The organism is Pseudomonas jessenii (assembly GCF_002236115.1).
GTDB lineage: Bacteria > Pseudomonadota > Gammaproteobacteria > Pseudomonadales > Pseudomonadaceae > Aquipseudomonas > Aquipseudomonas jessenii.
On sequence record NZ_NIWT01000001.1, the window covers coordinates 640,764 to 657,933 of the forward strand.

The 17,170-nt window shown below is 59.4% G+C and carries 15 protein-coding genes; 6 read left to right on the forward strand and 9 right to left on the reverse strand.

Annotation, left to right across the window (positions count from 1 at the left end):
- Positions 1–3: 3 nt before the first annotated feature.
- The 5 genes from PSJE_RS02925 to PSJE_RS02945 are packed head-to-tail and all read right to left on the reverse strand — an operon-like array spanning position 4 to position 3,585.
- Positions 4–483, reverse strand: coding sequence for an Lrp/AsnC family transcriptional regulator (locus tag PSJE_RS02925; RefSeq protein ID WP_007974731.1), 480 nt, complete (start codon positions 481–483; stop codon positions 4–6).
- Between the two features lie 12 nt (positions 484–495).
- Positions 496–1,257, reverse strand: coding sequence for an ABC transporter ATP-binding protein (locus PSJE_RS02930; protein WP_007986657.1), 762 nt, complete (start codon positions 1,255–1,257; stop codon positions 496–498).
- A gap of 56 nt (positions 1,258–1,313) precedes the next feature.
- Entirely contained in the window at positions 1,314–2,024 is a 711-nt protein-coding gene (locus tag PSJE_RS02935) for an ABC transporter permease (RefSeq protein ID WP_008049856.1), read from the reverse strand.
- A complete protein-coding gene (locus PSJE_RS02940; protein ID WP_090455201.1) occupies positions 2,021–2,746 on the reverse strand; it encodes an ABC transporter permease in 726 nt (241 codons plus the stop codon). Before PSJE_RS02940 ends, PSJE_RS02935 begins: the two co-directional genes overlap by 4 nt.
- 59 nt (positions 2,747–2,805) lie before the next feature.
- On the reverse strand, positions 2,806–3,585 hold the full coding sequence (locus tag PSJE_RS02945; RefSeq protein WP_090455199.1) for a transporter substrate-binding domain-containing protein: 780 nt from the start codon (positions 3,583–3,585) through the stop codon (positions 2,806–2,808).
- 622 nt (positions 3,586–4,207) lie between these two features.
- Between PSJE_RS02945 and PSJE_RS02950 the strand changes: the two genes are divergently transcribed.
- Both PSJE_RS02950 and PSJE_RS02955 read left to right on the forward strand, forming a co-directional pair.
- On the forward strand, positions 4,208–5,254 hold the full coding sequence (locus PSJE_RS02950) for an ornithine cyclodeaminase (RefSeq protein ID WP_090455197.1): 1,047 nt from the start codon (positions 4,208–4,210) through the stop codon (positions 5,252–5,254).
- Positions 5,255–5,533: 279 nt separating this feature from the next.
- A complete protein-coding gene (locus PSJE_RS02955; RefSeq protein WP_090455195.1) occupies positions 5,534–10,366 on the forward strand; it encodes a M10 family metallopeptidase C-terminal domain-containing protein in 4,833 nt (1,610 codons plus the stop codon).
- A gap of 85 nt (positions 10,367–10,451) precedes the next feature.
- On the opposite strand, the gene PSJE_RS30205 is transcribed toward PSJE_RS02955, so the two are convergent.
- Complete coding sequence (locus PSJE_RS30205; protein ID WP_408003763.1) at positions 10,452–10,595, reverse strand: type 2 periplasmic-binding domain-containing protein; 144 nt, start codon at positions 10,593–10,595, stop codon at positions 10,452–10,454.
- A 125-nt stretch (positions 10,596–10,720) separates the two neighbouring features.
- Between PSJE_RS30205 and PSJE_RS02960 the strand changes: the two genes are divergently transcribed.
- From PSJE_RS02960 to PSJE_RS02975, 4 genes are all read left to right on the forward strand, one after another.
- Positions 10,721–12,157 carry an NAD(P)-binding protein gene (locus PSJE_RS02960; protein ID WP_090455193.1) on the forward strand — a complete coding sequence of 479 codons (1,437 nt, stop codon included), beginning with the start codon at positions 10,721–10,723 and terminating at the stop codon, positions 12,155–12,157.
- A gap of 204 nt (positions 12,158–12,361) precedes the next feature.
- Positions 12,362–12,817, forward strand: a complete 456-nt coding sequence (locus tag PSJE_RS02965; RefSeq protein ID WP_090455191.1) for a glycine zipper 2TM domain-containing protein — start codon at positions 12,362–12,364, stop codon at positions 12,815–12,817.
- Positions 12,818–13,017: 200 nt separating this feature from the next.
- Entirely contained in the window at positions 13,018–13,833 is an 816-nt protein-coding gene (locus PSJE_RS02970) for an AraC family transcriptional regulator (protein WP_090455189.1), read from the forward strand.
- 112 nt (positions 13,834–13,945) lie between these two features.
- On the forward strand, positions 13,946–15,019 hold the full coding sequence (locus PSJE_RS02975; RefSeq protein ID WP_090455187.1) for a threonine aldolase family protein: 1,074 nt from the start codon (positions 13,946–13,948) through the stop codon (positions 15,017–15,019).
- Positions 15,020–15,086: 67 nt separating this feature from the next.
- Here PSJE_RS02975 and PSJE_RS02980 read toward each other — a convergent pair whose 3' ends face one another.
- The 3 genes from PSJE_RS02980 to PSJE_RS02990 form a co-directional block, all read right to left on the reverse strand.
- Positions 15,087–15,344 carry an Atu4866 domain-containing protein gene (locus PSJE_RS02980; RefSeq protein WP_090455185.1) on the reverse strand — a complete coding sequence of 86 codons (258 nt, stop codon included), beginning with the start codon at positions 15,342–15,344 and terminating at the stop codon, positions 15,087–15,089.
- A 15-nt stretch (positions 15,345–15,359) separates the two neighbouring features.
- Positions 15,360–16,097 (reverse strand): SDR family oxidoreductase, encoded by a 738-nt coding sequence (locus PSJE_RS02985; protein WP_090455183.1) that lies wholly within the window; start codon positions 16,095–16,097, stop codon positions 15,360–15,362.
- 142 nt (positions 16,098–16,239) lie between these two features.
- Positions 16,240–17,163 carry an NADP-dependent oxidoreductase gene (locus PSJE_RS02990; protein ID WP_090455181.1) on the reverse strand — a complete coding sequence of 308 codons (924 nt, stop codon included), beginning with the start codon at positions 17,161–17,163 and terminating at the stop codon, positions 16,240–16,242.
- Positions 17,164–17,170 lie beyond the last annotated feature (7 nt).

The following is a 17,170-nucleotide window of genomic DNA, read 5'->3' on the forward strand; positions in this document are numbered from 1 at the left end:
TGCTTACTCCATCGTGGTCTTGACCATCGCCAGTTCCGGGTGGCTGACCAGTTTGTCGATGTGCAAATCCGGGTCGTCAAACCAGACTTCGGTCAACACCCGGTAATGTTCCATATCACGGCAGCGCATGCGCAGGCTGTAGTCGAACGCACCGCTGATCAGGCGACATTCCAGCACCTGCGGACAGGCACGGACCTTGGCCTCGAAGGCCTTTTGCGCCGCGCGTCCGCTCTGGTTCGACAACGCCACCAGCACCAGCAACGACAAGCCCGGCGTCAGTTTCTTCTCATCGAGAATCGCACCATAACCGCGAATGACCCCGAGCTGTTCCAGCTTGCGCACCCGTTCCAGACACGGCCTGGGGGTCAGGTGTACGCGCTCGGACAGCTTTTGATAGGTGATGCGCCCTTCGTGGCGCAACACTTCAATGATTGCCTGATCGATACGATCAAGCACGATCGACAGATCGCGGATATCCGCCATGTACGCCTTGCCTCACTTCAAACGACCCGATAGAAATTGCTGCAAACGTTCACTGTTTGGCCGGTCGAGTATCGTAGCATCCCCCTGCTCTTCGACCCGCCCCTGATGCAGGAACAACACCTGGCTGGAGACCTGCCGGGCAAAGCCCATTTCGTGGGTCACCATCAACATGGTCCGGCCCTCTTCGGCCAGTGCCTGAATGACCTTCAGGACTTCACCCACCAGCTCCGGGTCAAGCGCCGAGGTTGGCTCGTCGAACAACAGGATTTCCGGTTCCACCGCCAGGGCACGGGCAATCGCCACCCGCTGTTGCTGCCCGCCGGACAGAAACGCCGGGTACTGATCGGCCACCCGTTGCGGCAGGCCGACTTTGTCCAGATACGCCCGAGCGCTCTCTTCGGCGGCCTTGCGACTCATGCCCAGGACTCGACACGGCGCCAGCACGATGTTCTCCAGCACGGTCAGGTGGCTCCAAAGGTTGAAATGCTGGAACACCATCGCCAGTCGCGTGCGCAAACGCTGCAACTGCTTCGGATTGGCAACGCGCATGCCGCCGACGCCCTGGCGGGTGAGGACTCGCTCGCCATCCAGAGCAATGGCGCCTTCGTCCGCCCGCTCCAGAAAGTTGATGCAGCGCAGCATGGTGCTTTTGCCCGAACCGCTGGCGCCGATCATGCTCACCACGTCCCCTGCCCTCGCGTTTAACGAGACGCCCTTGAGTACTTCGTTGTCACCAAAACGTTTATACAGATTTTCAACCGTGAGTTTGTACATGCGAATACTCCTGAAGCGGCACACTTGTCGGCGCCGCTCTGGATAAAGAATGGAAGTCAGTGGGTCGGGCCTAGAAAGCTCAGCCAGCGTTTCTCAGCCAGGCGGAACGCACCGACCAGCCCGAACGACAGCACGAGGTACAGCAGACCGGCGATACCGAAAGCCTGAAACGTCATGAAAGTCGCGGCGTTGGCGTCCCGGGCGATTTTCAGGATGTCCGGGATGGTTGCGGTGAACGCCACCGAAGTCGCGTGCAGCATCAGGATCACTTCGTTGCTGTAGTACGGCAGCGCGCGGCGCAGCGCCGAAGGCAGGATCAATTGCAGATACAGGCGCCAGCCACTGAGGCCATAGGCATGGGCCGCTTCGATTTCACCGTAGGGAATGCTGCGGATCGCTCCGGCGAAAATTTCCACGGTGTAGGCGCAGGTGTTGAGCGTGAACGCCAGCAAGGTGCAATTCATGGCGTCGCGGAAAAACGCTTCGAGCAATGGCTGCGAACGGACCACCGCAATGCCGTAGATCCCGCTGTAGCAAATCAGCAACTGGATATACAACGGCGTGCCGCGAAAGATGTAGGTGAACAGCTGAACCGGCCAACGCAAGACGCCCCAGCGCGAGACGCGCAAGATCGCCAGGGGCAATGACAGGAAAAACCCCATGGCAATACTCGCCACCAGCAGCCACAGGGTCATCGCCAACCCGGTGAGGGTCTCGCCATCGCTGAACAGAAAGGGTTTCCAGTATTCGGCAATCAACTCGATCATCGCGCCATCCCCCGTACACCCTGGTTGTAGCGCCGTTCCAGCACACGCAAAACGTAGTTCGAAGCGCTGGTGATCAGCAGGTAAAGCGCGGCGGCCAGCAGCAGGAAATCAAGCATATTGAACGTACTTTTACCGGCCTCCTGCGCGACTTTGACCAGGTCCGACAAACCGATGATCGATACCAGAGCCGTGGCCTTGAGCAGCACCAGCCAATTGTTGCCAAGGCTCGGCAAGGCGAAGCGCATCATTTGCGGGAACACCACGAAACGAAAGCGCTGCCAACGGCTCAGGCCAAAGCACGCCGCGGCTTCCTGTTGACCGCGTGGCACACTCAGAATCGCCCCGCGAAAGGTCTCGGTGAAGTACGCCCCGTAGATAAAACCAAGGGTGACGATGCCGGCCACAAACGGGTCGATTTCCATGTAGGGCCAGCCCATGGCCTCGGTCAGGGCGCTGAGCCAGCCTTGCAGGCTGTAGAAAATCAGCAGCATCAACACCAGGTCGGGCACGCCACGGATCAGTGTCGTGTAAAAGGTCGCCGGGAGATTCAACAGCTTCAACGGCGACAGTTTGGCCGCCGCGCCGAGCAGCCCCAGCGCCATGCTCACCAAAAGCGCGAGTGCCGACAATTTGAGGGTGACCCAGGTGCCGTGCAGCAACAAAGGGCCATAGCCTTGCAGGGCCGAAAGATCGAGCCCCAGAATATTCAGGAAGGAGTTCACGCCAGTCACCTGTCTTGATGCGCCCCGGTCGCAGCGATACAACGACCGGGGCACGAGGATCAGTTGTTGTAGAGGTCCAGATCACCGAAGTGTTTCTGCTGGATCTGCGCGTAGATGCCCTTGTCGTGCAGGGCCTTGATGGCGGCGTTGAGCATGCCTTTGAGTTCTTCGTTGTCCTTGCGCACACCAATGGCGATTTCCGACGGCACCAACGGGTCGCTGATGCCTTCACTGTTTTGGAAGTCCGCCCCTTGTGGCGAGGTCAGGAAACTCATCTGCGCTTGCAGCTTGTCCTGGATCGACGCATCGAGACGGCCAAATACCAGGTCGGCATAGACCTGATCCTGATTCTGATAGGCCCGCAGCTTTACCCCGCCCGGCCCCAGTTTGGCCTTGGCGTAGGTTTCCTGAATCGTGCCCTGCATGTAACCGATGGTTTTTCCACGCAGCGATTCGGCGGTAGGCAGCAGTCCGGAGTCTTTGCGGGTGACGATGGCGGTCGGTCCTGCGTACAGGCGATCGGTAAAGTCGATCTGTTTTTTGCGCGCGTCGGTAACGGTCATCGAAGATTCGATGGCATCGAACTTACCGGCCTTGAGCCCCGGAATCAGCCCGTCGAAATCATTGCTGACCCACACGCAGGTCAGCTTCAGCTCGGCACATATTGCATTGCCCAGGTCCACGCCGAAGCCCTGAACCCCGCCATCGGCCGTGGTGGATTCAAAGGGTGGGTAGCTTGGGTTGACGCCAAATCGCAGCTCCTTCCATTCCTTGGCACTGGCGCCCGTGGTGCAGCAAAGCAACGCGAGTGCCGGCAAAGTCAGCCATTTGATGTTCATTTTCTAGAGTCCCGGATTATTTGGATTTATAGCGATCCGGCGCTTGCGTCGGACCACACTTTTTTGACAGGGGCAGAGAGTCGATGCGGTCTTCACCGCAGCCGTTTTTGTTGTTGTTTTCGACTGGAAGGTGCCAGCCGTCGGAGTTGCACTCCATCTCAAGCGACGATCGACAAGCGCTTGAAATGGACCGTCAGAATGCCAATTGCCGGGAGGGTGCTGGTGTCGTAACCCCACGTTCAAACAGCGTGCCTGTGCTGAACGAAGGGCTTTCACAGCCGATTCTGTCGTCCACTGTGTCCCCACATAAAAGGGAGCGCCACAAGACATGTGCTTGTCTTTGAGGCCTTCTTTACCTGCATGACGATGCTTCGTGAAGTACATCGCGCTTGAGTCGTGAGAGCGAGATGCGAGTGGTCACTGTCACCCGGCCGATTCCGCTGTGCGCTCTGTGTTTTTCGACTTCTCTCGCTGTGTACAGGGTCAGTATTGGCCGAAATCTTCTCTCCGTTGCCTCGACAATAGATCCGTTGCAAGCACATGGACCGCCTCCTGAGTCTCAGCCGCCAAAGCGAAAGGCAGTCCAGACCGGCACACCATAAAACGCCCAAAGGAACCCAATATGACCCGTTACATTGACGTCAATGATCTGAGCCGTCTCGTCCAGGAAAAAGGCTTGCCTCGTTGCCTGATCGAAATGGCCGAGTACATCCGTCAAGACTACGTACGCTGGCCGGATTTCGAAAAATGCGCGCGCCTGGCGAACCACTCCCCCGAGGGCGTCATCGAGCTTATGCCTGTGTCTGATGCCTCGCTCTACGCCTTCAAGTATGTCAACGGGCATCCGAAGAACACGCACAATGGCATGCTGACGGTCATGGCGTTTGGTGCACTGGGAGACGTCGATACCGGCAAGCCTGTCTTGCTGAGTGAAATGACCCTGACTACCGCCATTCGCACCGCTGCCACTTCTGCACTCGCCGCCCGCTACCTCGCCCGACCGGAAAGTCGCCGAATGGCACTCATCGGCAACGGTTCACAGAGCGAATTCCAGGCCCTGGCATTTCATACACTGCTAGGCATTACTGAAATCAGCCTCTACGACATCGATCCTGCCGCGACAGCGAAGTTGGTAGCCAACCTGCGTGCCTACCCCGCCATGCAGGTGACCGTTGCCAAAACCGTCGCGGAAGCCGTACGTGGGGCCGATATCGTGACCACGGTCACGGCCGACAAGGCCTACGCAACGATTCTAACCCCTGAGATGATCGAGCCCGGGATGCACCTCAACGCAGTGGGCGGCGACTGCCCCGGCAAGACCGAACTGCACCGAGACATCGTAGAGCGTGCGCGAGTCATGGTTGAGTACGAACCACAAAGCCGCATTGAAGGCGAAATTCAGCAGATGCCCGCCGACTCACCGGTTATCGAATTCTGGAAAGTCATCAATGGTCAGACCCAAGGTCGCCAGCATGCCAAGGAAGTCACCTTGTTCGACTCGGTCGGCTTCGCCATCGAGGACTACTCCGCCTTGCGCTATGTGCTGGATGTTGCAAGAACGCTCAACATTGGCAGCGACATCCATCTGGTGCCAGAGCTGCAAGATCCCAAGAACCTGTTCTCGTTGCTGCAGCCTTCAGCAACTGACGATGTAAGGCTTCGGGCTTAACTGCACTCGACACTTCAAAGCGTTTACCTGGCGGCCCCTTCGGCTGCCAGGCAGATCCTGCGCGAGCCACCCGGTCCATTGCGGACTCGCCACCTGAATGATCGTCAACAAACCGTTATTTCTCCAAAACATCTCATAACCGCTAATCAGCTTTATCTGTTTTTTGACGCTTCCCCGATATGCGGTCACAACTTTTGCGCTCCGGTGGGTCATAACACGGTAGCTGCCGATGGAGTATTGGCATCTGCCGAGGTTTTCGCCTGATACGGAGATAAACTCATGATTTTCAATGTCCAAAATTTTGGCGCCAAAGGAGATGGCATCACTGACGATACGGCTGCGATACAAAATGCAATTGATGCGGCGGCCGCTGCAGGCGGGGGGCAGGTGTACATGCCGACCGGAACTTATATCGTTTCGGGAGGTGAGGAACCCTCCGACGGCTGCCTGATGCTCAAGAGTAACGTCTACCTTTACGGCGACGGCATGGGCGCAACCACCGTCAAGGTGGCTGACGGCTCCGACACCAAGATCACCGGAGTCATCCGCTCCGCCTATGGCGAGCAAACCCACGACTTCGGTGTCAGCAACCTCACCATCGACGGCAACCGTGACAACACCACGGGCAAGATCGACGGTTGGTTCAACGGCTACATTCCAGGCGAAGCGGGCTACGACTCCAACGTCACCCTCGACAGCGTCGAGATCAAGGATTGCTCCGGGTACGGTTTCGACCCCCACGAGCAGACCGTGAACATGGTCATCAGGAACAGCGTGTCCCACGGCAACGGCCTGGACGGTTTCGTTGCCGACTTCCTCAGCGACAGCACCTTCGAAAACAACGTCGCCTACGACAACGACCGGCACGGTTTCAACATCGTCACCAGCACCCACGACTTCACACTCACCAATAACGTTGCCTACAACAACGGCGGCACTGGCATCGTCGTGCAGCGCGGCAGCGAGGACATCCCCTCCCCCAGCAACATAACCATCACCGGTGGCGAGGTGTACGGCAACGGCGCCGAAGGGGTGCTGATCAAACTGTCCAGCGAGGTGACCGTCAGTGGCGTCGACATTCACGACAACGCCAGTGCCGGGATCCGCATCTACGGCAGCAACCACGTCGAGATCATCGACAACACGCTCAACAACAATTCCCTGGGCAGCCCCGTACCGGAGATCATCATCCAGTCCTACGACGACACCCTGGGCGTGTCCGGCAAGTACTTCAACGGCAGCGATAACACCATCCAGGGGAACCTCATCACCGGCAGCAACCTGTCGACCTATGGCGTTGCAGAGCGCAATGAAGACGGCACTGATCGCAACGCCATCATCGGCAACACCATCAGCCACACCAGCAACGGTGCCACGCTGGTCTATGGCGACGGCAGCTACGTCAGCGCCACGGTGCCGATGACCACCGTGCAAGGTACGGCTGGCAACGACACCCTGCTGGGCAGCGCCGCCAGCGAGATTTTCTACGGCGTTGCCGGCAACGACACCCTCAATGGCGGGGCCGGTGGCGACATTCTGGTGGGTGGTGCAGGCATCGACAAACTCACCGGCGGTACCGGCGCCGATACGTTCCGTTTCGCCGCTCAGTCCGACAGTTACCGCAACGCGACCACAAGCTTTGATGACACCATCACCGACTTCGACGTCACCCAGGACAAGATCGACCTCGCCGGCCTCGGCTTCACAGGCATAGGCAATGGCCGTGGCGGCACCCTGCAGGTCAGCTACAGCGCCAGCAGCGACCGCACCTACATCAAGGACTACGACGCCGACGCCAGTGGCAATCGTTTCGAGCTGATCCTCTCGGGCAACCTGACCAGCACCCTGACGGCCAATAACTTCATCTTTAATCGGGTGATCACCGGCACCAGCGGCAGCGACTCGTTGTTGGGCAGCGATTCGGCCGACACCCTGTTCGGCCTGGCGGGCAACGACAGCCTCAGTGGCGGCGCGGGCGACGACAAACTCGACGGCGGCGCCGGCATGGACACCCTCACCGGCGGTGCCGGGTCGGACACGTTCGTGTTTTCCAATCGCCTGGACAGTTACCGCAACTACAACACTGGCGGTGCCAACCTTGGCGACCTGATCACCGATTTCGATGTCACCGCCGACAAGATCGACCTCTCGGCCCTGGGTTTCACCGGCCTGGGGGATGGCAAGAACAACACCGTATACCTGGTGCTCAACAGTGCCGGCACCAAGACTTACATCAAGTCCCTGACCGCCGACGCCAATGGCAACCGCTTCGAAGTGGCACTGGACGGCAACCACCTCGACAAACTGACCAGCGCCAATTTCATCTTCGCCACATCGTCACCGACCAACCAGGCGCCGGTGCTGACCACGCCGCTGCTGGATCAGAACGCCACCGAAAACACCGTGTTCAGCTACGTGGTGCCGGCCACCAGCTTCACCGATCCGGACAATGACAGCCTCAGCTACACCGCCACCCTGGCCGATGGCAGCGCCCTGCCCGCGTGGCTGAGCTTCAATGCCAGCAACCTGACCTTCACCGGCACGCCGATCAGCACCGCGTCCGGTAATTACAATGTGCTGGTCAGAGCCACGGACCCGGCCGGTGCATCGGTCAGCGATAGCTTCGCCCTGGCGGTGGCCGATGCGCCCGCCAACACCGTCACCGGCACCAACAATGCCGAAACCCTCAACGGCACGGCGGGTGCCGACCTGATCCTTGGCCTCGGTGGCAACGACACGATCAAGGCTGGCACTGGCGCCGACACCGTCGACGGCGGCGCCGGGCGCGATTCGCTGTACGGCGGCGACGGTGCCGACACCTTCCGCTACAGCAACGTGCTCGACAGCTACCGCGACTACGACACCGGCGGTGTCACGGCCACCGACACGATTTATGACTTCACCGCCGGCGTCGACAAGATCGATGTTTCGGGCCTGGGCTTTCTCGGCCTCGGCGATGGCAGCAATGGCACGTTGTACATCACCCTCAACGCGGCTGGCGACAAGACCTACATCAAGTCCGCCGAAACGGATGCCGATGGCAATCGTTTTGAAATCGCGCTCTTCGGCAACTACCTCAACACCCTGACCGCCAGCGACTTCGTGTTCGGCGAGAGCACCCAGCAGGACATCCTCTATCTGCCCACCCTCGGCCAATCCAATGCGCGCCTGCTGCGCATGACGGAGGACGACGGTCAGTCCGGCACCTCGATGCTGGTCAACGACCTGGACCGCTACACCCCCTATGACGTGCGTAGCCAGTTCACCGATGCCGATGGCAACGGCATCGACATCGCGGTGGGCGGCAGCACGGTCACCGGCCTGTCGACGCTGAGCGCCGGGGAACTCGAGTTGTGCTGGTGGCTGACCGACACCAACCAGCCCGGGGCCGCGTTGTTGCGCGCCGTGACGCTGCTGCGGGGTCAGCTCAGCGAACTGCAATCGATCAGTAACGTCACCATGGGCATCATTTGGGGCCAGGGCGAGGAAGCAGCCCAGGAGATCGCCCGAGCCACGGACAAAGCAGCGGCAGCAGCGGCGTACAAGGCCGCGACCCTGAAGGTGTTTGATTACCTGCATGCCCAGTTCGGCAACTTCAGCGTGTACATGATGGAAACCGGTCACTACGAACAGGACGCAGCGCGTGCCCGTGGTTATTCGGAGGAGAAAATTGCCTCCATCGTCGAAGGGGGGGCCTATGTCCGCGCGGCCCAGGAAGCCATCGCCGCCGAGCGCGCCGACGTCAAGCTGGCGGTGGACTACACCGACCTCCCCTTGCGCTACGAAGTCGATCCGCTGGCGTATCCCGACGACGTCTGGCACCTGCACGAAGAGTCGGCTGAGATCGTCGGCCAGCGCCTGGCCGACTACATTGCCAATGACCTTGGCTTCCAGGGCAACCCCAACGACAACAACAGCGTGCAGGACATTTTCGACAACGCCCGGAACATGATTTCCGGTACCGACCAGGCAGACACCTTGGTGGGCAGTTCGGGCAACGACACGCTGGATGGCGACCTGGGCGCCGACACCATGACCGGTGGCAATGGCAACGATATCTATGTGGTCGACAACGCGTTCGACCGCGTGGTGGAAACCAGCACCTCGACCTCGCAGATCGATACAGTGCAGGCTTCCGTCAGCTGGACCCTGGGCGCCAATCTCGAGAACCTGGTGCTCACCGGTGTGTCGGACATCAACGGCACCGGCAATGAGCGGCACAATTTCATCACCGGCAATGCCGCCAATAACGTGCTCGACGGTGCCGCAGGGGCCGACAGCATGAGCGGCGGCGATGGCAACGACACCTATTATGTCGACAACGCCGATGACACCGTGATCGAGACCAACAGCAGTGCGGCGCCTGGAGGAGTCGACAGTGTGCACAGCAGCCTGGCGGCCTTTACCCTCAGCAATAACGTTGAACATCTGTATGTCGATAGCACTGGCGCCGCCAATGGCACGGGCAACGCGCTGGACAACACGCTGTTCGCCGGAACCGGCAACAACGTGCTGGACGGACGCGATGGCATTGACACGGTGTCCTTTGAGCGCGCCCCGTCCGGCGTTACCGTAAACCTCTCGACGTCAGCGCAACAAAACACCACGGGTTCCGGGCTCGACACCTTGAAATTCTGTGAAAATCTGACGGGAAGCGCCTACGCCGACAGTCTCTCGGGCAACAGCGCCGCGAACGTTCTGAACGGTGGTGCGGGCAACGATACGCTGGTGGGTGGTTCGGGCGATGACCGGCTGATTGGCGGTACAGGCACCGACAACCTCATCGGTGGCACTGGCGCGGATACCTTCGCGTTCAGTGCGCTGTCGGACATGGGCGTCGGGGCTTTGCGCGATGTGATCAACGGTTTCAAGAGCACCGAGGGCGATCTTCTGGATTTCACCGGCCTGGACGCCAACCCGCTGACCACCGCTGTCGACACCTTCACCTTCATCGGCAGCAATGCCTTCGACCCTGCCAACGCCACCGGTCAACTGCGCTTTGCCAATGGCATTCTCCAGGGCAGTGTCAACGCCGACGCCACCCCCGAGTTCGAAATCCAACTGGTGGGCGTCCAGGAGCTGCACGCCAGCAATTTCACAGCCTTGGGTTAAGCCCACATCCTGCGGGAGCGGGTTCGCCCTGATGCCGGTCAGACGAGGGTGATACTGAACCTGCAGGCGTAAACGATCAGATGCGCTAGTGCGCACTCATGTAGTCAATGAACACGCGCAACTTGGGCGAGGCATAACGGCTGGCTGGCCACAGCATCCAGAGGACGACCTGGCGGTCAATGTAATCGTCCAGCACAGTGACCAGCTGACCGCTTTCCAGAGTCGCCATGGTATTTAGAGAGTCTTTAAATCTGTTGGCTATGTCGGCAAGGAACAACTGTTCTTTTGCGACAAGCGAAAACAACTAGCCTGATTCGATGGAGGAGTATTTTCAACTTTCATCAGGGCGTACCTATGAACACATCCACCATGGCAACGGATTATCTGGTCATCGGCGCGGGGGCAACAGCCATGGCCTTCGTCGATACATTGCTCGATCAGTCGGATGCGAGTGTGCTGATGGTGGATCGACACGCTCAACCTGGTGGACACTGGAACGATGCCTACTCGTTCGTCCGCTTGCACCAGCCGTCTGCCTTCTATGGCGTTAACTCCTGCGAGTTGGGCTCCGGCCAGAAGGACGAATCCGAATGGGGCGGTGGCTTGTATGAATTGGCCTCAGGCGCCGAGATTGTCAGTTACTTCGATCAGCTTATGCATCATCGATTCTTGCCGTCAGGTCGGGTGCGATATTTTCCGATGCACAACTACGAAGGTGATCGCACCGATAGTCATTGCATCACTTCCCTGCTCACCGGCGAACGTAATACTGTCCAGGTACGAAGGAAGCTGGTGGATGCGACTATTGCACAGGCAGCCGTTCCTTCGACCCATCCTCCGCATTACCGGATAGAGCCCGGTATACGGTGCGTACCGCTCAACGACTTGCCAAAGATCGGACAGCCTTACTTGCGTTACGCGGTGGTGGGGGGAGGAAAGACCGGCATCGATGCCTGTCTGTGGCTGCTGCAGAATGGCGTGGCACCAGGCAGGATTCAATGGATCGTTCCAAACGCCCCCTGGCTGTTGGATCGCGCCAACTTTCAACCCGGCCAGGAGAATGTTGTACGAACGATCGGTAGCCTCGCGAACCAGTTCGAAGCAATAGGTGCGGCTGATTCGATCCCGGACCTGTTCCTCAGGCTCGAAAGTGTCGGCGAACTGCTGCGCATCGATCAAGCCGTCGAACCCACCGCCTTCCGTGCTGCGACCATTTCACAGGCTGAGTTGCGTGCGCTACGGCGCATAACCAATGTAGTGCGCCTGGGGCGGGTGTGCGCGATAGACGCCAGCCGTATCTCCCTCGAAAGGGGCAGCATCGCTGGAGATCCCGACGCCCTTTACATCGACTGCAGCGCAAGCGCTGTCCCGATTATTCCTGAGGGAAGCGTGAAAGCGTTTGATGGCAATCGCATCAACCTGGTGACAGTCAGCAGTTATCAGATTCTGTTCAGCGCCGCAGTCATCGCATACGTGGAAAGCCACCTCGACGATCAGATGCAGATGAATCAACTATGTGGGTTTGTCCCGCTGCCACGCTCACCGGTGGACTGGGTCAGGATGTGGGCCGCTTATCTGGGCAATCAGCGGCAATGGAAGAACCACGCGGGGTTGTCCAACTGGCTTGCGCAGTGCCATCTGCACCTTTTGCCGACAGTGCTGAGAAGCCTGCAGGAGGGGGATCCTGAAAAGCTCGCCGTGTTGAACCGATTTACTGAAGCCAGGAAAAAGGCCCTGGAAAATATGCCCAGGCTCCTGCAGGCCGTAGCAGGTTTGGCGCAAGAGTCCTGAGCGACTGGAGTCAACCAGAACACCTGCCGCCTTTTGCGTGAGCATGGGCGGATCAGTGGCCATCCTGGTCGTGCGCTGGCGCTGGCGCGCTTTCTCGACCTCAAAAGCCTTGCACAGCCAGACAAGCGCATGAACCGGACTTTTTCGTCTAACGTCATTGGATGCGTTTGCATGACCCACTTCCTCTGAAAATGGAGTTTGACGATGAAAACAATCTTTTCCTGGCTGACGATTTCGCTTTTTGGTCTGGTGCTTGGCGGCTGTGCCGCGGTGGGTGCCGGGAGCGGAGGCGCTGGCGAGATGGAGATTCGCTCGGGGAAAATCGAGCAGATCACACAGACCCAGATGCAGACCAATCACGATAGCGGCGTCGGTGCCATCTTGGGCGGTATTGGCGGTCTGGGCCTGGGTAGCCTGATCGGCCAGGGTACCGGCCGGGATGTAGCGATGGTCGCCGGAGCCCTCGCGGGGGCGGCAGGCGGCAACTACGTCGAAAAGAAAAAATATGATCAGCCCGTGGACGCACAGCAGATCATCGTTCGCACCCAGAGCGGCGTACTGGTTTCGGTAACGCAGCCGATCAACCCGACGCTGAGAAAAGGCATGAACGTGTACGTCGAGGGTGCCGGAAACGAAGCTCGGGTGGTACCACAAAGCTAGGATGGCTACCGGACGTTGCGCAGCGGACAAATGAGTCGTCGTCACTTGCTGCGCAACATTCTCATGGCGAGCGAGTTCGGTTGACACTCAATGACTCATGCACGACCTCAGGCCAATTGCTGGCAACCCATGGATCTATACCTCTTGCGCACTTAAACTTTGAGTCTATCGCCCTCCTCGCCGATTGTTGAACGGGTTTCATGACTGAGCAAGCCAAGTACCATCACGTGTCCGAAGTACCAGGCCTGGTGCTGGGGTCCGCACGTTTTGCGGATGTCGGCTTCGATCGCCATTACCACCTCGATTTCCACATTGGTTTTGTCACCGAAGGCATCCAGCGTCATCGAGCGAAAGGCGAGTCGTTTCTTTTGGGGCCGGGAAGTGTTGCCCTGATGCCGCCGGGTGAAATCCACGACGGTGTATCCGAGGGTGGCGGCGCTTATACGCTCAAGACATTCCGTCTATCCCAGGCGTTGGTCGCGAGCCTGGCCGAGGAAATCAGCGGTCAACCGAAAGAGCTTGAATTGACCGGTGTGTTGCTCGAAGACACGGGGCTTGCCGGCAAGCTGCGCGGGTTGCACGATGCAATGCAGCAGGCCGTTGGCCCCGGCAGCCTCGCGGTGCAGACGCAATGGTTCAACCTCCTTGAACACCTGTTGAGCCAGTCACGGGCGATCAAGCCCGAAACGATTACCGGCTCGCTATCCCCCCTGCAATGGTCTCGCGTCAGGGACTATTGTTTCAGCCACATCGATGAGCGAATCACCCTCGATGATCTCGCCGGACTATGTGGGCTGGGGCGTTTCCCGTTTCTCAAGCAGTTCAAGCGGACCATCGGCATGACGCCCCACGCATGGCTGCTTCGCCTGCGTCTCGAACGGGCGTGTGGCCTGCTGTCTGGCAGTGCGCAACCGATCATCGATGTCGCCCACGCCGTCGGCTTCTACGATCAAAGCCATTTCAACCGCGCCTTTCGACAGGCATTCGGCGTCGCGCCATCACGCTACAGGACTTAGGCCGTCGACCATCGGCGAGCGTCAATTTTTTACAAGCGCAACAACCGTCCCCCTCCATAGGATGCGCCAATCCGGGCGAAACACCTTCGCCTGCGCAGCCGAGAACTGGATGATGAACGGTGAAACAAGCAGACCGCCCGCGCTGGGTTTTTCAAGTGACAACATCGCCGGTGCATCGCCGGAGGTGGCACAGGCCCTCGTCAAACACAGTTCGGGCCAGGCGGGTCCCTATGGCACCGACGAGTTGACGGCACAGGTCAAGCGCAAGTTCTGCGAGATCTTCGAGCGCGACGTGGAGGTCCTTCTCGTGCCCACCGGCACCGCCGCCAACGCCCTGTGCCTGAGTGCGATGACACCACCCTGGGGCAACATCTACTGCCACCCGGCCAGCCATATCAACAACGATGAATGCGGCGCGCCCGAGTTCTTTTCCAACGGCGCGAAGTTGATGACCGTCGACGGCCCGGCGGCCAAACTGGATATCGTCCGATTGCGCGAGCGGACTCGCGAAAAAGTCGGCGACGTACACACGACCCAGCCCGCCTGCGTCAGCATCACTCAGGCCACTGAAGTCGGCAGCATCTACACCCTGGATGAAATCGCAGCCATTGGTGACGTCTGCAAGTCCTCTTCCCTGGGATTGCATATGGATGGATCGCGCTTTGCCAACGCCCTGGTGTCGCTTGGCTGCTCCCCGGCCGAGATGACGTGGAAGGCCGGCGTGGATGCCCTGTCGTTCGGTGCCACCAAGAACGGCGTGCTGGCGGCGGAAGCCATCGTCCTGTTCAACACCTCCCTTGCCACCGAGTTGAGTTACCGCCGCAAGCGTGCAGGTCACCTCTCTTCCAAGATGCGTTTTCTGTCGGCGCAGATCGATGCGTACCTGACCGACGATCTCTGGCTGCGCAACGCACGCAAGGCCAACGCTGCCGCCCAGCGCCTGGCGCAAGGGCTTGAGGGCCTGGGTGGCGTCGAGGTGCTCGGCGGCACCGAGGCGAACATCCTGTTCTGCCGGCTGGACTCGGCAATGATCGATGCGCTGCTGAAGGCCGGCTTCGGGTTCTACCATGATCGCTGGGGACCGAATGTCGTTCGCTTTGTCACCTCGTTCGCGACCACCGCCGAGGATGTCGATCACCTGTTGAACCAGGTAAGGCTAGCTGCTGACCGCACACAAGAACGATAGTCGATGGCGGGTGGCGGCTGTGCTCGCTCTGGTTTCAATGAGCAGCCGCCACTACAGCGCTCGGCTTCTACATCTGGCGAAAAAGAATCATGCCGGCGTGATAGAGAATCCCGTCACGGAACTCCCCATCAGCCGTGAAGCCGGTGTCATCGACGTACTCGATGTGGTCACCTTCCAGCCAATATCGGCCCTGATAGGCACTCGCCTGCCGGCCCCGGGCCTCATCGTATCGACCACCCGGCAAAAGCTCATGGCGAATGAGCCCGTCAGCCGTGACCCACATACCGACGTACTTGTCCTGATCTGCGGATTTTTTAGCTGTCATGTTCAAGTCCTCGATTCAGAACGGGCTGGCCGTTGGACGGACAATCAGTTCACTGACATCCACATCAGCAGGCTGCTCGATGGCGTAAGCGATAGCACGAGCAACGGCCATTGCAGGGATGGCGATCTTGCGGAACTCGCGCATCTCGGCCCGCCCGCCTTCATCGGAAATGCTCTCGGCCAATTCAGACTCGGTCACGCCGGGTGAAATCACCGTGACACGAATGTCCCCACCGACTTCCTGACGCAATCCTTCCGAGATGGCGCGCACTGCAAACTTGGTCGCGCAATAGACCGATGCCGTGGGGCTCACGGTGTAGGCGCCAATCGATGCGATATTGATGAACTGGCCTGATTGCTGTTTTTGCATCAGCGGTAAACCGGCCGCGATACCATGCAAGACGCCGCGAATATTGACGTCAATCATCTGATCCCATTCGCAGGCTTTCAGTGCCTCGAGTTTCGACAGTGGCATCACCCCGGCGTTATTGACCATCACATCGACCCGGCCATGCAGGTCCAGGGCAAAATCGACAAACCCTTGAACATCGGCTCGCCGGGTGACATCCAATGCCTGGAAATGGGCGCTTCCCCCCCTGGCGTTGATCTCGGCGCAAAGTATTTCGAGACGCTCCGTACGACGTGCGCCGAGCACGACATGCGCGCCCTTGCTGGCTAGCAGACGCGCCGTCGCTTCGCCTATACCGCTGCTCGCGCCGGTGATCAGAACGACTTTTTTCGAGATGTTCGACATGACCCTGTTTCCTCACTTGAGTGCCTGGTGACGCGAGAGCGGTGTCTCGCTGCCAGTCCAGAGTAGGGATAACGCCGGGCGGCCAGTTAGTCAGATCCTTCTGACAACTTGCCTGATCCTGTCGGGGATGACTGGCGACAACTTACTTCGCTGTATCGAGGACAAGCCTGCCCCGTAAGTGGCGGCCCATGCTTTTCTCGATCGCGACTTTCGCCTCGCTCAACGGGTAGGTTTCTACATCGACGGTAAGGTGTCCCTTGTCGAACAGTTCGGCGATGAGCGAGAGCTGCCGGCCATCCGAACGGGTGGCAAAGTTCGCGGGGGTCACGCCATAGTCGTTGGCCAGCGACATGTTTGGGGCGCTCACCGGCGATACCAGCACGCCGTGTTTTTTCAATACCGCAAACGAACGGGTTTGCGTTTCGCCGCCCACCAGGTCCAGTACCACATCGAGGCCGGACACCAACTCCTCGAAAACCTGGGTCCTGTAGTCAATGGTGTAATCCGCACCGATTTCCTTCAGGTAGGCATGATGGTGTGCCGAGGCCGTTGCGTAGACTTCAGCGCCCAGGTACTTGGCAATCTGCACGGCCATGCTGCCCACGCCTCCGGCCGCGGCATGGATCAACACTTTCTGGCGACGTTGCACGCCAGCGTGTTCGGTCAGCGCCTGCCAGGCCGTCAGGGCCGTTGCCGGGACAGCGCCAGCCTGCAAGGCACTGAGGGATTTTGGTTTGATCGCCAGCTTGGAAACCTGGGCAACCGCTTTGGTCGCATAACCACCGACGATATTGATGAAGCCGAACACCTCATCACCGATGTTGAATTCAGTGACGCCCTCCCCCAGCGCGGCGACGGTGCCGGCCACCTCAACGCCCGGGGTAAAAGGCAGCGGCAACGGGATGAACGCTTTCATGGCGCCGGACAGGATCTTCCAGTCAATCGGGTTGACCCCGGCGCCAGCGACATCGATCAACACCTCACCAACACCGGCGACAGGGTCTGCAATCTCTTCCAGGCGTAAAACTTCAGGACTGCCGTATTCGTACACGCGCAGGGCTTTCATGGAGGCC